We start from the raw sequence: 17,402 nt of genomic DNA, 5'->3' as shown, positions 1-17,402 counted from the left end.
GCCCTTATGAAGCATCCTATCATTATGGGTTTAGGAGAAGAGGGGTATCTTACTTCTTTTAGGTGGTCTTGGTATAAAGACCCATAATACGCCTGATACGAAGGCTAATGCCGACACAACTAGCATAGCATGTTCAAGGCCGAGGGATTGACCATATGTTGCGGAGTAGTATTGGGCAAGGAGCCCAGTTAGTAATGAACCAGCCACGTTTCCTCCCGTCACCGCTACATTCCAGACTATGCTTGTTGCCCAGCCAACTAGTTCTCTTGGGAATAAGTCACCTACAACTGCCATTATTAGTGGAAAGTTGCTTAGGAGGAACATGAATGAGAAGAACGCCATTATTAGGTTACCTGTGTATATGAATAGTATAAAGAAGATTGCGAAGGCGAATGTTGACAGTGAAGCCATTAATCTCCTACCAATCCTATCGCTTAACCAACCTAGGAGTGGTTGACCAATTATCGCCGATGACAACACTATTGCAAGGGTTACCCCATAATTAACGCCTAGACTTATGTGAAGGTTCTTATTAAGGTAAATACCTATGAATGTCTGAACCCCTTGCCCAACCATGTTCCTAAGCATTGTGATTACGGTTAAGAGTACTATGAGGCCTATTGAAACTCCAAGACTCCTTGCATAGGCCATGGATCCCCTATCCCTGGTGGGTGGGTCAACATCGAAGTAATTGACACTATATAAGAGAACTGCTACACCAAGTAGAATTGCTACTAGTGAGAATATCCATAGGTTAAAGCCTACTATGGCTCCAACACTGAAGACTGCTATTGACGCTAATAGTGGGTACAATGATCTACCTAGGCTACCGAACGCACCGTTAATCCCTAATGCTAGTCCAGCGTTACCACCATACTCATGCGACAACACTGCACTACCCACTGGGTGGTAGTAAGCTGCAGCTACGCCAGATAATATAATGCCGGTGTAAGTTAAGTATAGTGTATGAGTTAGGAACCCCAATGCCACTATGCCTATCGCTAATCCCCATAGTACCATACCAATTGACATAGCCCTCATATGTCCCCCACTCCACTTAATTGTTAAGGGAACTAGTGGGCTAGCTAAGGCGGAGACAAGGGCGTAAAGTGAGGCTAGTAGACCTATTATCGCGTAGTTAATACCCATTTCACTAAGTATCGGGAGTACTATACCTGGTATTAGCCACATGTTTCCATCGTTTATAAAGTGACCTAACGCAGTTAAGCCAAGTATTGTACCACCTCTACTTATTGATCTACTAGTGCTCATGAATTTATTCGGGCGTCCCGAATACTTTAAAAAACTTACTCAGTAAGTATAAGGCATTGATCAAGCTATGGTCACTATAGGCTGGCTACAGTTAGGTACACTATACTTGAGGGTATGTATAATATTGCTAAGTATGTTATAGCAGTGTGCTCGAATGGAACGCCAGTATCTAGTGCCGTTAATGTGGCTAGTATGGTTAATGACATTATTGGCGCTAAATAACTTATAATGTAGAATGGTACTAGGACCTGCTCCGTTACATGGGTAGTGAAGTAGTAGAGTAGACTCATTAGGCTTACTGACACTGATATTGGGACTAGGGAAACCATTACGTTGGCTAATTCCCTAAGGTGGGTAATCATGGGTTTTAACCTATATGAAACAATGTAATCCACCATTATGTATATTGCTAAGGAAATTACACTAACATACCATGGTAATGCTGAGCCAGCGTAAGGAAATAGGAGAACTAACTTAACGTTAGCAATCCATGACATTAATACACCTAGTAGAACCAGTGGTGTTGATATTGCTAGTAGTATTAATGGGTTAATGTAGTATAGGTAAACCCAGGCTGATCTCAGGGAGATTACGTTAAGCATCTTATAGAATGTTGATAAGCCACGCAGCATGTCATTAAACTCACTTGGAATATTCCTAAGTAATTCAGAACCCTTATCCGTTATGAAGTACTTTCCATTCCTCTTAACAACAATACCCCTAGCCCTCATCTGCTCAAGATCATAAACTATTATAGATAATGGCATGTGGGGAACAAGCCTAGTAATCTCCTGAACACTCTTAGGCCCATCCTCAAGTAAGGCAAGCAGTGAAATCCTCCTAGGCGTTGACACTAAGCTAGCTAAATCCTCAGCCACACATAACTGGGCTTGAGCTAACTTTAAACAATTACCGTTTAAGTAAGTTTTATTAAGTACATTACAGTCAACAGAAGTGTTAGAAATGGAGGACCTAGATAACGTTAAAAGAACAATACTAGCATACATTCAGAGGAAGCGTGCAGTTAAGTTAAGTGAATTAAGGCAGTGGGCCCTAGAGAACAATGTAGGTTTACTCACCCTTTACTTATCCTTAAGTAAGCTTATTCAGGAAAGACAAAAGGACTTAGTACTAGGTCCTCCTGAACCCTTGATTAATAGTAACGTAGAGCTACTGGGTAAGGTGCTTAACCTTAAGTTACCCAGTGAGATTATTCTGCAGGATAAGTCTAGAAGGAAGGAGAATGTTAAGGTTAGCCAACGTAAACGCATTAGGGGACAGAAGACCCTCCTGGATATTCTAAATAATGAGGAAGCCGCTGAAAGAGGGCAGGAGTTAAGGCAAGCAGCAATCAATGAGACTAAGGAACCTATTAATGAACAGACCCAGGGCGCTGAAGCAACTGTTGAGGGTCAGGAGAAGCAAGGCGAGTCTGCATCCGTTAAGCAGCTTGAACAAACCACGCCTACTAATGTTGCTGTTAATCAGCCTATGATTCAGGAGCAAGCCCAAAGTACTGGTAATGAGACTATTGATCCATCTCAATTAACCCTATCACAATTATCTCAGTTAGTTGCGTCGGAACTAAAGATAAGTGTTGAAGAAGCCACTAGGTTAGTTTCATCAATTGGACAGTACTTAAACAGGTACTGGAGCGTTGGGTTAATTAGGCTAATTGAGGATACTGCAAGAGGCATTAATCCTGATCTAGTTCAGAGGGCACTTAAAGTCCTCGAAAGATTAGGCTTCCTGGAATTAGCTAATCCAGGTATTGTTAATAGAAGGAAGAACATTAAGTTCCCTGTTTCAGACGCGAAGATAAGTGACCTAGTTTAACAATTTCCAGAACCATTCACTATTAGGTGTTAATCCTTCACTGGAGTATTAAGTCATTGAATCCTTTGGGGGAATCTTAATTCTCTAAAATTTAATAAGAAGCATAGTGCACGTTGTGAAACGGCTTTAGACAAAATGATGTAATGCTTTTAATCACTCCCTGTGGTGATAAATTAACTATGGTTAGGTTATTCATAGCCGTAGACTTATCAAGTGAGGTGAGGAGTAAGGTAATTGCATTTAGGGATGCAGTATCCAATAGTGGTGCTGACGTTAAGCCTGTTGAGGATGAGAATCTTCACATAACTTTACGCTTCCTAGGTGAAGTTAGGGATGATTTGCTTACTGAACTTAAACATAACTTAAGTAACTTAAGCTTCAACAGCTTCAGAATGCATGTGAAGGGTACTGGGGCCTTCCCTTCAATATCATCTCCAAGGGTTATTTGGGTTGGTGTTGAGGAAGGTGAGGATCAGCTTAGGGCTCTTCATGATGCTGTTGAGGAATTAGTGGGTAAGTATGGGGTTAGTGATGAGAGGGAATTCACGCCCCACATAACTGTGGCTAGGGTTAGAGGTAGGGCTAGTGTGTTAGGTAAGTTGATTAACCAATGGAGGGACTTCGACTTTGGATGGCAGACTGTGGATTCAGTTACGCTTAAGAAGAGTACCTTAACCCCAAGGGGGCCTATATACGAGGATCTGTTAACCATTAGGCTTAAGTGAGGATTAAGGGGAGGTAATCATTAGAGTTAGGTTTTTAAGCATTACCATCATCTCTAGTTTGAGTAGTATGCCGCAGGTAAGAAGGAGGGAGAAGGCTGATGAGGTGGAGGAGCCTATTGATAATGAGGAGGATACTGAGGTGGTTGCTAAACCACCAGTGGTTACTGTACCTCAGTCTCAATCGCAATCATACGATGTTGAGGAAATTGAGGGTGTAGGTAGGGTTACAGCCCAGAAGCTTAGGGAGTCAGGCTACAATACAGCCCTAGACGTAGCCTACGCTGGGGTTAAGGAGCTTGCAGATGTTCTTGGTAGTGAGGATAGGGCTAGGCAAATCATAGCTGCTGCCCAGAGGCTTGTTGGCTTAAACAACTTCGTGACTGCCCTTGAGGTATATGAGCGGAAGAGGAATGTTCAATACATTTCAACTGGTGTTAAGGCTCTTGATGAATTACTTGGTGGAGGGATTGAGACTAGGGCTATAACTGAGCTTGCGGGTGAATTCGGGTCAGGTAAGACTAACTTCTGCCATCAGTTATCAGTAATGGTTCAGCTCCCTGAGGATAAGGGTGGTTTAAATGGTAGGGCTCTATTTATTGACACTGAGAATACGTTTAGGCCTGAACGCATTGTTCAAATAGCCAAATACAGGGGACTTGATCCTAAGGAAGCCTTAAAGAACATTTTCTACGCGAGGGCATACAATAGTGATCACCAAATGCTTATAGTTGATGAGGCTAAGAAGATAATTTCCAAGGAGAACATTAGGTTAATAATAGTTGACTCATTAGTTGCACACTTTAGGTCAGAGTACCCAGGTAGGGAGAACCTTGCTGAGAGGCAGCAGAAGCTTAACCACCATATTGCTCAATTACTTAAATTAGCCGACATATACAATGTTGCAGTGGTAGTCACTAACCAAGTAATAGCACAGCCCGACATGTTCTTTGGGAATCCATTGAAGCCAGCTGGAGGCAATGTTATAGCTCATGGAGCCACGTACAGGATTTGGCTTAGGAAGGGTAAGGAGAACATTAGGGTAGCCAGGATTCTTGATTCACCAATGCACCCTGAAAGTGAGGCAACATTCAAAATAACCGAGGAAGGGCTTATTGATGGTGAACAACAGTAGCGAATTAGCGTTGCATCCGTAGCATTATTAATTCGTTAATTGTAGTAAACAGTTTAGGCAGTGGATTCTACTGTTATGTTAATAGTCAGATAATTTTATAAACCAGTTATTGACTATTGTTATGAATGAGCTTCCCACCAACATACATGAGGGTAGTGGAGACGCTGCTGGAACTATATAACATGCATAAAAGGCCGATAAAAAGTAAGGAGATTGCAGATAGGTTAGGGATGAATGAGGGTACTATAAGGAACATTATGGTTGCCTTAAAGGCAATGAACCTTGTGGACAGTAAGACGGGGCCATATGGTGGATTCATACCATCACAGAAGGCGGTTGAATTCGTTAAATCACCAATGGTGATTAACCCAGTTAATGATATTGCTCAAATATACGTTAATGGCAAGCCACTTAACGTCTACGCCACAGGCATTGAGTTAGTTAACGTATTTAATCCATACATGAGTAAGGCTATAATAAAGATCCTTGGAAACGTTAAGACGATTCACCCAGGTGATAATGTTAGGATTGGGCCAACTATAAATGCTAGGATAATCGTCGAGGGTATTGTATTGGAGGATAATCCATTATCTAAGGAATTAGTAATAGTGATTAAGAAACTTCTCGCAATACCGAAGATTAAGGTGCTTGACGTTATGACGAAGGAATTAGCCGTTGTTAAGCATGATGAACCCTTGACAAGCGTTGCTAAGGTAATAGCAGATAGGAAGATTAGGGCATTACCCGTTGTGAACAATAATGGTGAATTAATGGGTTTAATAACAAGCTCAGATATTGCTAAGGCCTTTAGTGATGGAGCCTTCACGGCATTAGTCAAGGATTACATGAGGCATGAAGTTCCCATAATAAGTTGGGACAGAGATATTTACGATGCCATGAGGTTAATGATGAGTTACAACATTGGTAGATTAATAGTGATTAATCAGGAGCAGAAGCCCGTGGGCATAGTGACTAGGACAGACATATTAAGGTACTTAGCACCCTTAAGTTAATGAAATGTGAAATATGCCTAATCAATGAGGCGTCAAGGGTCTGCAGGATATGCGGTAGGCATGTTTGCCTTGATGATTACGATGAAGATAAGGGTGTTTGCTCAATATGCAGTAGTACACTATGCTACATATGTGGTGAGAGGCTTGCCGTATCCTTATGCGCAAGGTGTGGTAAACCAATCTGTAGGGTACATAGTATTAGGGTTGGGTTAGTTAGGTATTGCTTAAATTGCGCTAAGGAACTAGGTATGCTTAAGCAACCTAGTCACTAATCCACGTGCATTCCTAAGTAAATCCTCAGCAGCTAATTTACCAGCCTCCTCCGGGTCTACCGCATTAAGTCTAATTGAGTTAATGAACTTCTCAAAGCCATCAGGATCCACTATCCCATAAGTGAAGTTAATGCGCTCGCCATCAAGTAACGCTAAACCCCCTAAAGGTACGTGGCAGCCTGCCCCTATTCTACTTAGAAAGGCGCGCTCAGCTGCAGCTTCCTTGAAGGTTTCCTCATCATTACTGCGTCTCAGCACTTTAATTAAATCCTCCCTGTCCCTTCTAGCAACAACACCGATTATACCTTGCCCAGGGGCTGGTGGCATTAACTCAGGGCTTATTTCACTCACATTAACACTAATGCTAAGCCTCTCCAGACCTGCAATAGCCATAATTAATGCATCGTATTCATTATCCTTAAGCTTCCTAATCCTTGTATCAACGTTACCCCTAATTGGCTTCACGTTGATGTCGCGCCTCAGTGAAAGTAAGAATCCCCTCCTCCTGAGACTTGATGTACCTACTGTGGAGTTAGAGGGCAACGTATCCACGTTATACTGCCTGAGGGATACTAAGGCATCCCTTGGATCATCCCTTGGAGGCGTCATCGCAAGCACTAGATCATTACTTATCTGCGCCGGCATGTCCTTTAAGCTATGTACAGCCACGTCAGCCTCCCCCCTGAGAACCGCATGGTTAACCTCCCTCTCGAAGATCCCCTTAACCCCAATTTCGTAAAGCGGCTTACTTAAATTAACATCACCAGTAGTCTTAACTATAATGAGCTTAAACTCAACATCCTTATTAAACTCAAGTATTCGATCCATCACTATTCTAGCTTGCTTAATGGATAATGCTGAACCCCTTGTGGCAATCCTAATAATCATCAGTAACGTTGCTCATGGCTTACTGATAAACCTTTGCCCCATAAACCTAAATGACACGGATTGCGTTAGTTACCTTAGGTGCCTTAACGCTAGTCTCCTCAGCCTCCTCATACGCTATTCTACCCAGCATCTCCCACTCATTAAGGGCAACGTTAGTCCAGTCGAATCTCCTAATGAACATTAAGCCATCATTAGCTAACTGCTCCCTATACTCCTCATCGTTAAGTAACTTAGCTGCAACAAGAGCCATGGAGTTAATATCCCTAAATGGTACCCTTAATACTGCCCTAGTCCTGTAGTTAAACCTAATTGCAGGTATGTCATAAGTAATCACCGGCACACCATGGGCTAAAGCCTCAATAATAACTAAGCCTATTGAATCTAACCTAGTCGGATATATGAATACCCTTGCCCTAGCTAAGTAACTCAACAGTTCCCGTCTCGTTAAGTTAACCCTAACTTCAGTGAATTCACTTAACCCCAGTTTCCTTAACCTTGCCTTAACTACCCTTGGTGTATCATCATCAGCAGCACCCATTATCACTGCCTTAGGCTTAAGCCCCATCCTCCTATGCATAATGTTTAGGACTCTAATAAAGTCAAAAACACCCTTCTCCCGCTTTAACCTACCGAAGAACACTAGGTCAATGTCCTTATCACCGCACCTCCAACATGACTCATCAATACCCACACCTGGATCAAGTACCTTAACCTTGGCGCTTAAACCCATTAGCTTCATTTCATAGGGTATTGACTTAGATACTGAAAGCACAGTCTCCCCAGATAACACTGCCTTAGCTATTAGGTATTCGAATAACTTATCCCCAATGTAACCCATGCCGTTTAGCCTCAGGTTCAGAGACATTAACCTTATTGGGTTCATTGGTAAATCAATGTCAATAGCCCCAATTACTGGGGTTAACTGTAGTAGGGCAGTCCACTTAATGCCAATGCTCTTAAGCAGCATCATCATGCCCACATGCTCGTGTGGAACATAGAATAAGTCAAAGTACTGTAAATCCCTCTTAATGTTACTTACAGCATCATAAATGTACTTTGGGTAAGCGTAGAAGTGGGTTATCTCCATGGGTGGTAACTCCACGGTATTATTGATTACGAAGTCCCTGAACCTACCCTCAAAGTAAACATCAAGCATGTTAAGGAGCTTAACGTAGTAATTCTTAGGTATTAGGAAAGTAGGTCTCCTAGGGTACCTGGAGGACGCTTCCAGTATCCTCACATGCCCCCCAGTTAGTGAGGATAATATTGTGAATAACGCTACCTGCATCTCATGAACCATTGCGGGCCTATTTTATTAATATTTCCGTGAACACGCGTCAACTTAAAGTTAACTCACGTGCACTGCTTCCCAGGTGAATAATGCATATATAGGTAAAGGAACCTAACCCCCATGGCTAGGAAAGTAGTTGTAATAGGGGCTGGGGCTGCAGGTGCATCAGCGGCGGCTAGGGCTAGGAGGCTTGACCCTGAGGCTGAGGTGACTCTCATTGAAAAGGGACCGTTAATTAGCCATGCACCCTGTGGAATACCATACTACATAGGTGGTGTTGTTAAGGATGCGGGTGAATTAGCCATATATAGTCCAGAGGAGTTTGCTAGGGAGAGGAGGATTAACGTTAGGGTTAATGCTGAGGCTATTGACATTGACTCAACGAGGCACTTAGTGCTTACTAGGGAGGGTAATGATGTGGTTAAGTATGAGTGGGACGCATTAATAATAGCCACTGGGGCTAAGCCAATAATACCCCCAATTGAGGGAAGTGACCTAAAGGGTATTTTAACCCTAAGACTCCCCCATGAGGCGCCTAGGCTTAGGGAGGAGGCTCTGAGGGCTGGTAAGGTGGCTGTGGTTGGGGGTGGTTACATAGGCCTTGAGTTAGCTGAGGCTTTAAGGGCTTTGGGTAAGAGGGTGATGCTGTTTGAAATGATGCCTCACGTATTACCGACAACATTCGATGAGGATATGGCTAAGATAATACACGAGGAGTTAACTAGGAATGGTGTTGAACTACACCTTGGTGAAAGGGTAGTGGGCTTTAAGGGGGATGATGAGGTTAAAGGTATCTTAACGGAAAAGGGTGAGTATGAGGTTGATAAAGTATTCATGGGTGTTGGGGTTAAGCCTGACGTGGACTTAGCCCTAAAGGCTGGTGTTAAGCTTGGTGAAACTAAGGCAGTCTACGTTAATGAGTACATGGAGACCAGTGTTCCAGGCATTTACGCTGCGGGTGATGTGGCTGAAACGTGGAGTATGATAAACGGGAGGAGAATGTATGTTGCCCTCGCACCTCCAGCCAATAAAATGGGGCAAGTGGCAGGTGCCAATGCGGTTAAGGGTAGGTTCCTTAAGTTTCCTGGAGTGCTTGGAACAGCAATAACTAAGGTGTTCAACCTTTACGTTGCCAGAACCGGCTTAACCGAGAGACAGGCGAGGGAGTGGGGGTTTAAGCCCTATTCAGCGACTGTTAAGGTTAAGACAACTGCCCACTATTATCCAGAGGGGGGCAGTGCTACGATAAGGCTTACTGCAGATGAGGATTCTGGTAGAGTTATTGGAGCTCAGGTAATTGGTACGGATAGGCTTGTTGCCGGCTACATTGACGCGGCAGCAGCCTTAATAGGCAAGGGGGCTACTGTCGATGACTTCTTCTTCGCAGACCTATCATACTCACCACCAACTGCGCCAGTGTGGCATGGATTAATAGTTGCTGCCAGGGTTCTTTCAAGGGGGAAGTACTAGAAATGTGGAGGAGTTACGGCTAAGGGGGTGTCAGGTGGGTAGCCGCCTAAGTGACCCACCCTCATACGCCCCACTTTAAATGCGGTAAAGCGGGTTTTAATAACTAACTCGAATCAGGGTGTTTGGTCAGTTACCTTTACCTTCTTCTGGCTTCCATACATTTCAAATATCTCCTTAACAGTGGTTGCGTCCTCAGGTCTCTTATCAGTCCTATACCTACCAGTGAACCTTGGGAACCTTATCGCTAACCCAACATCACCCTTAAGCATTGTTGAGCAGCAGGTGTGGAGAGGGGACATTGTTATCTCGGCGCCGGTTATCTCTAGCACTAGACCTGGTGTAAACCACACGTCGGGTTCCATCTTAGACACAACCCTGGGGTGCCTATGGGGTATTTTATATGGCTCAAGCATCTGCGGTAGCTTCTTAAGATCCTCGTCGGTGAAGCCGCTTCCAACCTTACAGACCGTGTAGAATTGGTCTGAGTCAGGGTCGTATGCAGCTAGGAGGAGTGCACCGTAGGCTCCAGCCCTCTTGCCACGTCCCCAGAATGCGCCAACTACAACTAGGTCCATTGTGTCTGATAGTTCACTCTTATAATCCCTCTTATACTTAATCCATAACCAACCCCTAGCCCCCATCTCGTAGACTGAGCCTATTTTAATTGACTTACACATAACGCCCTCACAGCCTGATGATATTGCGTCAAGGAAGAATTTCTCAAGTAAGTCAGCGTCATCAGTTATTATCCACTCAGCGTGGTATACGTGATCATGAGGCTTAATTATTGAGAACAGCACTTTCTTCCTATCTGGTAAGGGTAGGTCTGTTAAGTCCTGTCCATTAACGTACATTACGTCAAATAAGTATAGGTTAATGGGATACTCCTCAATAGCCTCCTTAATATTGTGCTTCCTCTTCCTATGCATTAACTCTTGAAATGGCTTAAACTCACCAGTGTATGGATCAACAGCGACGCCTTCACCCTCAACTATGAATTCCTCTGCGTTAATCGCCTCACGGGCGTATTCAGCTACATCAGGGTATTGGTTCGTTATGTCCTCCATCCTCCTACTGAATATCTTAACTGTACCATCCTTAAGCTTATGTATCTGCATCCTTTCCCCATCATACTTAAATTCACACATCGCAACCCCACCCAACTTGTTCAAAATCTCCTTAGGGCTACTCAGCCTCTCAGCCAGCATTGGTTGTATTGGTACACCTGGTGTAACCCTAATTGCCTTAACAGCATCCTCACCCCCCTCAGCCAGGGTCTTGGCTATCTTACCGAGATCCGGGTAAACGTGATAAGCCTTCTCCAGTAAATCCCTATTCACATCGAAGGCGTCTGATAAGGCGTCTAGGATTGTCATGTCAGCTACCCCTAACCTCAGTCTCCCTATCACGAACCTAGTAATGTACTTAGCCTCATCTGGTTCAGCGTCAGTTAGTAGACTTGATAGTAACTTAACCTTAGTATCCTGTGCACCCTCCCCAGATGCCTTAGCTATGGCCATTAGGGTGTCGTAAACCTTACTAATCGTTAATGTTTTCCTAACGCCAGTACCAATGAAGTCGAATATTGTTCCACCAACACCCTTACTCTTCTTAATTTCAATAGCCCTCTTAGCCACCTCACCAGCGTCACCAAGCTTCTTGTATAATTCCTCAACCTGCCTCATTGGTAAGCCTGTGGCCATTGATATTGCCTTAAGCGTAAGCCTCTCGGCTAACCCTAGCTCCACGCCTTCCCAATCAGGTCTAAGGCTACCTAATAGGAAGTATATGACCTTATCAATTACTTGCGGGGGAGTCTTAGTAAGTAGGCTTGAAAGAGCCTTAGCCATAACGGTCCTTTGCGTTGTAGCCTCCACTAGCTTAAGTACTGATACAATGTTGGAAAACTCCAGGTCCGACTCCACGTTTTCTCTAAGTAATAGATATTAATTAACCTTACGTTAGGTTACTGAATTCACAACCGCATGGAGCCCCTTAATGTGATATTAAGTATTATTCTATTGTGAAGTCCGTGAACTCACCCTTATAGTTACTCCACTTAATGTTTAATTCCTTAATCTCCACAACATTAATGTTCCTCAATGACTCTACGAAAGCCCTAATATTACCCTCCTCACCCTCCGCAATTATGGAGACTGAACCATCCTCATTATTCTTAGCAATACCAGTTAATCCAAGGGATTTCGCATTCCTCCTAACCAATGGCCTAAAGCCAACACCCTGAACTTTCCCCATAACCACTATTTCAGCCCTTGCAAGCCTTAATGCGGGATGCCGCCTAGCAACACCCTGAAGAATGTTGGACGCCATGGTGAGCTTAGCAAGCATTGCCTTATCCTTAATGTACTTAGACACATAGTCTGGGACAATTAAAGCACCCTCACCTCTTCCAATAACTTCGCCTATGACCATGGGTTTTAAACCCGGTATTCTTCCTAGTTCAGTAAGCACATCATCAACTAGCTCACTGGAGACCACTAGGGCAACTGCTCCATTAGTGCCTGCCGTAGCGTCTGCAATAACGTAGTTCGATGCCGCAAACTCAGCCACCTCAGGGCTTATTAACGGTATGTTACTTAGCCTAATTTTCACATTGGCGGTTTCCGCAAGCTCCTTAAACACAAATATCCCTGGTCCACTGATGTCTATTGTTGCCGCTATGTGTGCATCACTGTTGAATTTCCGCCCAATTTCAGGTAAGTGCCCGTATATTACCTTGGCAACATCAATATTCGGCTTAGCCATTTGGCTTAGCGCGTATTCCTTAATCTCCTCAAGCTCATCAACACTCATAATCTCCTTCTCAAACTTATCATATAACTCTTCGTCAACGTGAAGGGCAACGTAAGTCCCTATAATGCTTAATTCACCGAATGGCCTTGTCACAACAATCTTAAACCCCTCCTTAACCTCACTGTAAAACATGGGTGGTTCCCTATCAAGCCTACTGGCCACTGTGGAGCCTATCAATAAGTAGCCTAAATTAGGCTGCTCAACTTCATGCAGTTTCCCACCTAACTCATTAACATAAGTCTTCACCTCATTAAATAACTTATGATTATACTCACCTGGTGCATCATAGATTGGGTAAAACTCAAGGTCTTTAAACGCACCCTTAGAGAATAAGTCATTAAGGGCGTTATTTAACGCCACTGAGACTTGCCTACGGGATGCTATTTCATCCATAGGGTCTATGACTTGTATTGTATCATTATTAACTAATGTATATGCATCATCCTTAATCTTCGTCTTAATGAAGTCCAGTACATGAACGCTTGCATTAGGTTGCGTACTCACTATGCTGTGTCCCTTACCTATCACTATTTCTCTATTTATCTTAGCTAACTCCCTGAACAACTTTATCATAACGTTGGCGAATGAGTCTGGGTCACTGGCATTGCCTTGAAACGCCTCAACAAGCAGTATTAATGAATCTGGGTTAAAATCATTAATGCTATTGATTGGTAACTTCGGTGAATCAACACTAGTTATAATTCTCATTACCTCCAGTTCACTTCCCTTGAGAACGGCCACATCCTCACGTGGGGCTATCTTAATGTTTAATTCACCTAATTCCCTTTTAACAATAGATAACGCTGGATACAGTACATTATAAAGGTCAACCTTAACAGAACACCCTAATGCAAGTGACGCTAAGTTAACCCCTATTGAGGCATATTTGCCAACGTGGTTCAGGAACCTGCTAATCCTCTCCTCCTTGCTTACTTTCATTAGCATCACCACTACTTGAATTGAATTTAAAGTAATGATTATGCTGCATTTTATGCCTAATTATTTCACATCTAAAAAGAAATCAACTTAAACCCCTACTATGAATACGCAGTATGAGATAAACGTTAGTGGTATGAGTTGCCCCACGCCATTGAATATAGTAGCAAGAGAATTAGTTAAAGTGCCTATTGGATCAAGGTTCGTAATAAAGACTGATGACTACGTGTGCTACATGATGCTTCTAAGATTCTTGAAAATACTGGGTGAGTCCATTGAAAGTAATGTTGAGCATGATAACGCTTACATAATCGTAGCAATTAGGAACTCTTAGTGTAGAGACTCGGTGGAAATGCCGTGATTAATATCATTAATTTAATGACGGTATACTTTTAACTACGCAGCTTGATCTGGAGGATATGATTAGGCTTAGGGAAGGTAGCTCTGAGGCTATTATTTATGAGAAGGGGGCTTACCTATATTCATGGAGTATTGGGGGAAGGGATGTGATCCTAAAGGGTAATCTTGATGCACCAACTAGGGGAGGTATGGCTATATTAATACCGTACGCCAATAGGGTTAAAGGAGCTGAATACGTGTTTAATGGAGTTAAGTATACGTTGCCTGTTAAGTGGTGGCCACCTAGGGAGGACCATGCAATCCATGGTCTGGTCCTTGATAAGGATTTCATAGTGAAGGAATCAACCGTTAACTCCGCCTTACTTAACTACGTGCTTAGGCATAGTGGATACCCATCAATACTAGATATCCTGGTCAAGTATGAACTCGGTGGTGATTCATTAAAGGTGAGTTTCACAATAAGGAACATCGGATCCTCAGATGCGCCACTCACAGTTGGGGCTCACCCTTACTTCCTAGTTTCCAGTGACTGGAACATAAGGACTGGTGGGGAATCATATCAATGTGAGGCAGTGGATAAGATACCTACAGGTAGGTTAATAAGGCGTGAATTAAGTAAGGGTGAGTGGGATGACTGCTTCATTGTTGATGACCCAATTGAATTAACCTCATCATACTCAGGAATAACCATAACTAGAGTTAACATGAAGTACCTCCAAGTCTACACTGGTATTCCTAATGCAGTAGCTGTTGAACCCATGAGCGGAGCACCTGACGCATATCATAATGGAATGGGTCTCATAACCATTAAGCCCAATGAGACTAGGGAATTCTCATTCACAATAAAGGTAACTAGGATTCCTACTTGAAACGTTTTAAATACCCTTAACTACTATAGCTTAGGTCGCAGTGACCGGAATTAGGATAAGGCCAGAGCTATGCTTAGCGTGTAAGGGATACAGGAACCTATGTGGATTACCCAAGTGCCCACTGTTGGAGAGAAAGATTACGCTAAGTCGAATTGAAAGGTATATTAACGGCAATGTCGATGGCTCCTCACCACCATCAGTAATAATCGGTGAGCATGGGTACCCATCAGTGAGAGTTATGGTTAGTATACCGCCTGGTGTGCATGGTGATGCAGCCTCTAGTTACGATAATCCAAGTGAATGGTGGGGTAAATTAAGCCTATTTGACATTATTAGGCTTAGGTCATCTATGGTTGCGGCCTCAACCACCGTTAAGGTTAATGAAGTCAGTAAGCTTTATGATAATGAATTATCATTGGCGTCAGTTTCAGAGAAACCAGTGGATATGGAGGCTCTACTCAAGGGTAAGTTAACTGGATTCAGCATTAATGAATTACTGGCACCCACGCCTCCCTCCGCGAGGGCTTTAAGGATAAGGATTAACAATAACCCCAGGGTACCTAAGCCTATTGAGATGTTAATTAACGATGATGTTGAGGCCGGTGATGCAGTTTGGGAAGCCTATAGAGCGGGTATAGGGGTTTACCCACTGGTAAGGGCATTATCAGTAGGCATGTTGGGTAGGAGAAGAAGTAGGAAACTAGTGCCCACTAGGTGGGCTATTACCGCAGTGGACTCAATAATAGGTGACAAGTTAAGGAGCAGGGTTACTTTAATGCCTGAGTTAAGTGAGGACTTACTCTTCTACGGTGAGTACCTTGGTAACAGATTCATGATAGTGCTTAGGCCTGGTGCATATAGGGCTAGGTGGATTGAAGTGTGGTACCCATCCTCAGCCTTAGTCTTAAGTAATGAAACTGCGGTGCATGTTGTTGACGAGAATCACAGGGGAAAAGTCAGCGATATGGATGGGGGCTTTTACGCTGCTAGGTTATCTGCCTTAGAGTACCTTAATAGTATTGGTAGATCAGCCGAAGTGATCATATTTAGGGAGGTTTTACCTGAATACTTCGTAACTGTAGGTAATTGGCATATAAGGGAGACTGTTAAGAGGGCGCTTGAAAATGGACCAATTAGGAGAGGTAATGAAGTTTACGCGGCCCTAGTTGAATTACTTAAAAGTAAGGATGTCATTAAACTTATGCCTAGTAGGCATAGCCGCATTACTGATTACATGGGTGTTAATTATGGTTAAGATAAAGCTAACGTCTGAAGTGGAAACATTGATACTTCGTAATGCACCAGCCATAGCACTTCTAATACTTTTAGTTATGCTTTACGATATCCTAGTTAGGTACATGTTCAAGATGCCGATAGGTGTGGGTACCTCATTATCAATACTACTATTCCTTCTACTGGTTTCATCAGCAATGGTTCTACTCACTAGGGTGTACGTCAGGGAAAGGATCATAACTTGTAAAAGCGCTAATGGATTAGTGGGCGGTATCACTGCACTATTGTATATTTCAATATACTCAGCATTAACCTATCAATCATTCTACGCCATGGCTACATCCATACTAATGGGTATTGCGTTAGGCTTCGGAATGTATATGACAATCCTAGTTGATGTATCAATATGCCAAAGGATACCAAGCATTAGGATTAGTTTAATTGATCCGCAACTCGAGTTCAATAAGATAATCCTAGTGAGGAATAGAGTTACAGTGGGGAGCGGTAAAGGCAGTGATATTATTCTGCCAGTTAAGGTAACGGACCTATCCATCATAATAACTAACGATAAGGGTAAGGTTACTGTTACGGGTAAGGGGTTAATGATTGAGGATAAGGGTAAGCTTAAAGGCGTTGACTCTATAGTGGTGGAACCAAGTGAATCTTACGTAATTTGGATTAACAACATTAGAGTTAGGATAACTCGCTTAAGTTAAGCCTCCGTCAATATGCGTAGGGATGCGTATAAAAGCATATAAACACCTATTAGATTGAATGCCGCAATGCAGAATAATAAGGGTAATACAACACTTAATGTTAAGGACCTGGGGACAGAAACCACTAGGCATGTGGAGCAAAAGCCTGTTAAGAGAATTAGGATAACTTTCATAGAATCAACGGTTGACTCACTTAAGAACACTGCAGTAGACCTTGACGTGGTTTACTTCGATTCAATAACTATAGGGAGGGCACCAGACAACATAGTGGTTGTACCGGATATAACAGTCTCAAGGAAGCACGCAATGATATCCAAGGATCCCAGCGGCTCAATAGTACTAGTTGACTTAAACAGTAAGAACGGCACATACGTGTACAATAATGGTGTTTTCGAACGCGTTAATAAAGTTGAATTAAGGGATGGGATAGTGGTAAGGTTAGGAATATACACTATATTAAAGATAAATCTAATTCAAGGCTAATTTAACTATGGTCAAGCATTAGTTACGTATCCTCATTAGTTTGAACCCACACTGCATCTAACCGCAGCTTCATTAATCATTAAGACCCTTGA

At 42.9% G+C, this 17,402-nt stretch carries 17 protein-coding genes; 11 read left to right on the top strand and 6 right to left on the bottom strand.

Annotation, left to right across the window (positions count from 1 at the left end; genetic code table 11):
- Positions 1 to 30: 30 nt before the first annotated feature.
- Both Q0C29_RS06895 and Q0C29_RS06890 read right to left on the bottom strand, forming a co-directional pair.
- A complete protein-coding gene (locus Q0C29_RS06895; RefSeq protein WP_291999922.1) occupies positions 31 to 1,272 on the bottom strand; it encodes an MFS transporter in 1,242 nt (413 codons plus the stop codon).
- Positions 1,273 to 1,346: 74 nt separating this feature from the next.
- On the bottom strand, positions 1,347 to 2,150 hold the full coding sequence (locus Q0C29_RS06890; protein WP_291999921.1) for a hypothetical protein: 804 nt from the start codon (positions 2,148 to 2,150) through the stop codon (positions 1,347 to 1,349).
- Positions 2,151 to 2,226: 76 nt separating this feature from the next.
- Between Q0C29_RS06890 and Q0C29_RS06885 the strand changes: the two genes are divergently transcribed.
- The 5 genes from Q0C29_RS06885 (at position 2,227) to Q0C29_RS06865 (ending at position 6,250) form a co-directional block, all read left to right on the top strand.
- On the top strand, positions 2,227 to 3,108 hold the full coding sequence (locus tag Q0C29_RS06885; protein ID WP_291999920.1) for a hypothetical protein: 882 nt from the start codon (positions 2,227 to 2,229) through the stop codon (positions 3,106 to 3,108).
- A 179-nt stretch (positions 3,109 to 3,287) separates the two neighbouring features.
- Entirely contained in the window at positions 3,288 to 3,833 is a 546-nt protein-coding gene (thpR, locus tag Q0C29_RS06880) for an RNA 2',3'-cyclic phosphodiesterase (protein ID WP_291999919.1), read from the top strand.
- Between the two features lie 67 nt (positions 3,834 to 3,900).
- Positions 3,901 to 4,965 carry a DNA repair and recombination protein RadA gene (gene radA, locus Q0C29_RS06875; protein WP_291999918.1) on the top strand — a complete coding sequence of 355 codons (1,065 nt, stop codon included), beginning with the start codon at positions 3,901 to 3,903 and terminating at the stop codon, positions 4,963 to 4,965.
- 125 nt (positions 4,966 to 5,090) lie between these two features.
- Complete coding sequence (locus tag Q0C29_RS06870) at positions 5,091 to 5,978, top strand: CBS domain-containing protein (RefSeq protein WP_291999917.1); 888 nt, start codon at positions 5,091 to 5,093, stop codon at positions 5,976 to 5,978.
- Positions 5,978 to 6,250 carry a hypothetical protein gene (locus Q0C29_RS06865; protein WP_291999916.1) on the top strand — a complete coding sequence of 91 codons (273 nt, stop codon included), beginning with the start codon at positions 5,978 to 5,980 and terminating at the stop codon, positions 6,248 to 6,250. Before Q0C29_RS06870 ends, Q0C29_RS06865 begins: the two co-directional genes overlap by 1 nt.
- Here the strand turns inward: Q0C29_RS06865 and hemC are convergent.
- Together hemC and Q0C29_RS06855 are read right to left on the bottom strand one after the other, a co-directional pair.
- Positions 6,221 to 7,138, bottom strand: coding sequence for a hydroxymethylbilane synthase (gene hemC, locus Q0C29_RS06860; protein WP_291999915.1), 918 nt, complete (start codon positions 7,136 to 7,138; stop codon positions 6,221 to 6,223). The two genes, Q0C29_RS06865 and hemC, sit on opposite strands and share 30 nt — an antisense overlap.
- A gap of 46 nt (positions 7,139 to 7,184) precedes the next feature.
- Complete coding sequence (locus Q0C29_RS06855) at positions 7,185 to 8,426, bottom strand: glycosyltransferase (protein ID WP_291999914.1); 1,242 nt, start codon at positions 8,424 to 8,426, stop codon at positions 7,185 to 7,187.
- Positions 8,427 to 8,549: 123 nt separating this feature from the next.
- Here Q0C29_RS06855 and Q0C29_RS06850 point away from each other — a divergent pair, with 123 nt between their 5' ends.
- Entirely contained in the window at positions 8,550 to 9,899 is a 1,350-nt protein-coding gene (locus Q0C29_RS06850; RefSeq protein WP_291999913.1) for an FAD-dependent oxidoreductase, read from the top strand.
- A 113-nt stretch (positions 9,900 to 10,012) separates the two neighbouring features.
- Here the strand turns inward: Q0C29_RS06850 and Q0C29_RS06845 are convergent, their stop codons facing one another.
- Positions 10,013 to 11,812, bottom strand: coding sequence for an ATP-dependent DNA ligase (locus tag Q0C29_RS06845; RefSeq protein WP_291999990.1), 1,800 nt, complete (start codon positions 11,810 to 11,812; stop codon positions 10,013 to 10,015).
- A 100-nt stretch (positions 11,813 to 11,912) separates the two neighbouring features.
- A complete protein-coding gene (locus Q0C29_RS06840; RefSeq protein ID WP_291999912.1) occupies positions 11,913 to 13,652 on the bottom strand; it encodes a SelD-related putative sulfur metabolism protein in 1,740 nt (579 codons plus the stop codon).
- Positions 13,653 to 13,752: 100 nt separating this feature from the next.
- On the opposite strand from Q0C29_RS06840, the gene Q0C29_RS06835 reads away from it, so the two are divergent.
- From Q0C29_RS06835 to Q0C29_RS06815, 5 genes are all read left to right on the top strand, one after another.
- Positions 13,753 to 13,983, top strand: coding sequence for a sulfurtransferase TusA family protein (locus Q0C29_RS06835; RefSeq protein ID WP_291999911.1), 231 nt, complete (start codon positions 13,753 to 13,755; stop codon positions 13,981 to 13,983).
- An 88-nt stretch (positions 13,984 to 14,071) separates the two neighbouring features.
- Positions 14,072 to 14,878 carry an aldose 1-epimerase gene (locus Q0C29_RS06830; protein ID WP_367173646.1) on the top strand — a complete coding sequence of 269 codons (807 nt, stop codon included), beginning with the start codon at positions 14,072 to 14,074 and terminating at the stop codon, positions 14,876 to 14,878.
- A 40-nt stretch (positions 14,879 to 14,918) separates the two neighbouring features.
- On the top strand, positions 14,919 to 16,133 hold the full coding sequence (locus tag Q0C29_RS06825) for a hypothetical protein (protein WP_291999909.1): 1,215 nt from the start codon (positions 14,919 to 14,921) through the stop codon (positions 16,131 to 16,133).
- Positions 16,126 to 16,827 carry a hypothetical protein gene (locus tag Q0C29_RS06820; RefSeq protein WP_291999908.1) on the top strand — a complete coding sequence of 234 codons (702 nt, stop codon included), beginning with the start codon at positions 16,126 to 16,128 and terminating at the stop codon, positions 16,825 to 16,827. The genes Q0C29_RS06825 and Q0C29_RS06820 overlap by 8 nt, the downstream gene beginning before the upstream one ends.
- 66 nt (positions 16,828 to 16,893) lie before the next feature.
- Positions 16,894 to 17,310 carry an FHA domain-containing protein gene (locus Q0C29_RS06815; RefSeq protein WP_291999907.1) on the top strand — a complete coding sequence of 139 codons (417 nt, stop codon included), beginning with the start codon at positions 16,894 to 16,896 and terminating at the stop codon, positions 17,308 to 17,310.
- Positions 17,311 to 17,402 lie beyond the last annotated feature (92 nt).

Origin of the sequence: Caldivirga sp. (genome assembly GCF_023256255.1) — an archaeon.
Taxonomy (GTDB): Archaea; Thermoproteota; Thermoprotei; order Thermoproteales; family Thermocladiaceae; genus Caldivirga.
Note: the sequence above shows the minus strand (reverse complement) of the source record. Positions and strands in the feature narration are given on the sequence as shown.